This is a genomic window from Bradyrhizobium sp. UFLA05-108 (assembly GCF_059803455.1).
On record NZ_JBANAZ010000176.1, the window covers coordinates 1 to 1,764 of the forward strand.

2 protein-coding genes are annotated in these 1,764 nt (G+C 66.0%); both read left to right on the forward strand.

The window, feature by feature from the left end:
- Positions 1 to 583 (forward strand): tyrosine-type recombinase/integrase (locus tag SO140_RS45745; RefSeq protein ID WP_449384718.1); only part of this gene is annotated, 583 nt, incomplete at its 5' end.
- An 11-nt stretch (positions 584 to 594) separates the two neighbouring features.
- Positions 595 to 1,764 (forward strand): IS91 family transposase (locus SO140_RS45750; protein WP_498544175.1); only part of this gene is annotated, 1,170 nt, incomplete at its 3' end.

Consider the following 1,764-nt stretch of genomic DNA (forward strand, 5'->3'; position numbering starts at 1 on the left):
ACCGGTGGTGTTGAGCCGCGAGGAGGTCGCGCGCTTTCTGGAGGCTGCGCCGAGCGTCAAGTACAAGGCGGCGCTCAGTATCGCCTACGGTGCGGGGCTGCGCGTCTCCGAGGTCGTCGCGCTGAAGGTCTCCGATATCGACTCCGAGCGCATGATGCTGCGCGTCGAACAGGGCAAAGGCCGCAAGGATCGCCACGCGATGCTTTCCCCGGTGCTGCTCGAACTTCTGCGCGACTGGTACCGCATTGCCCGCCCGCAGGGCTGGCTGTTTCCGGGACTGAAGCCGGCCAGCCCAATGACGACACGCCAGCTCACGCGCGCCTGCCACGCTGCGGCCCACATGGCCGAGATTACCAAGCAGGTGACGCCGCACACCTTGCGCCACAGCTTCGCGACCCACCTGCTCGAGCAGAACATCGATATTCGGGTGATCCAGGTCCTGTTGGGGCACGCCAAGCTCGAGACCACCGCGCTCTATACCCGCGTCGCCACCAACACCATCCGCGAGGTTATGAGCCCGCTGGATCGCCTCACCCCGCTGACACCCAAGAAGAATGAGCCCAGGGATACGCCACCCGCCTAAGCACGACGCGGGTGGCGCCTCTGGCACTGGAAGTCGCGGATATCTTCCGCGGCCGTGGTCCGGCGTGGCGTCAAGCCAATGCCGGCCATGTCAGCCTCCAGCAATTGAAGGTGATGTCGGCGATCGAGAACTGCCGCACGGCAGCCCTCGGCGGCCATGTCGCGCGCTGCGAAGACTGCGCCTATACCACCATCGCCTACAACTCCTGCCGCAACCGGCATTGCCCGAAGTGCCAGGGCGCCGCCGCCAAGGACTGGCTTGCCGCGCGCGCGGCCGAGCTGCTTCCGGTGCCGTACTATCACGTGGTGTTCACGCTGCCGGCCCAGATTGCCGACATCGCCTACCAGAACAAGGCGGCGATCTATGACCTTCTGTTCAAGGCCTCGGCCGAGACGCTGATCACCATCGCCGCCGATCCGAAGCACCTCGGCGCCCGGATCGGTATCACTTCCGTGCTGCACACCTGGGGCTCGGCCATGACCCATCATCCCCACGTACACATGATCGTGCCGGGCGGCGGCATCTCGCCCGACGGCCAGCGCTGGGTGTCCTGCCGGCCGGGATTCTTCCTCCCGGTCCGCGTGCTCTCCCGCCTGTTCCGTCGGCTGTTCCTGGAGAAGCTCGTCGCCACGCACCAAGCCGGCCGCCTCAATTTCTTCGGCGACCACGCCCATCTCGCCGAGGCGCAAGCCTTCGCGGCTTATCTGGCGCCGCTGCGCAAAGCCGAGTGGGTGGTCTACAGCAAGCGGCCGTTCGGCGGACCTGAGGCGGTGCTGGCCTATCTGTCGCGTTACACCCACCGCCTCGCCATCGCCAACAGCCGCCTGATCGCCTGCGATGGGCAGGGCGTCACCTTCAAGTGGAAGGACTACCGGATCGAGGGCCGCAATCGATACAAGCAGATGACGCTCGGGACCTTCGAGTTCATCCGCCGCTTCCTCATCCACGTGCTGCCAAAAGGCTTGCACCGCATCCGCCACTACGGCCTGTTCGCCAAAGGCGCATGCGCCGGCAACGTCGCACGCGCCCGTGAGCTGCTCGCTGCTGCAAAACCTGAGGGACGGCCCACCGTTGCCGCCGTCGATCCCGACAAGCCACCTTGTCCATGTTGTGGCGGTCGCATGGTCGTCATCGAGGTCTTCGCGCGTGGCGCAACGCCACGGCATCGGCCGACAGCTCCA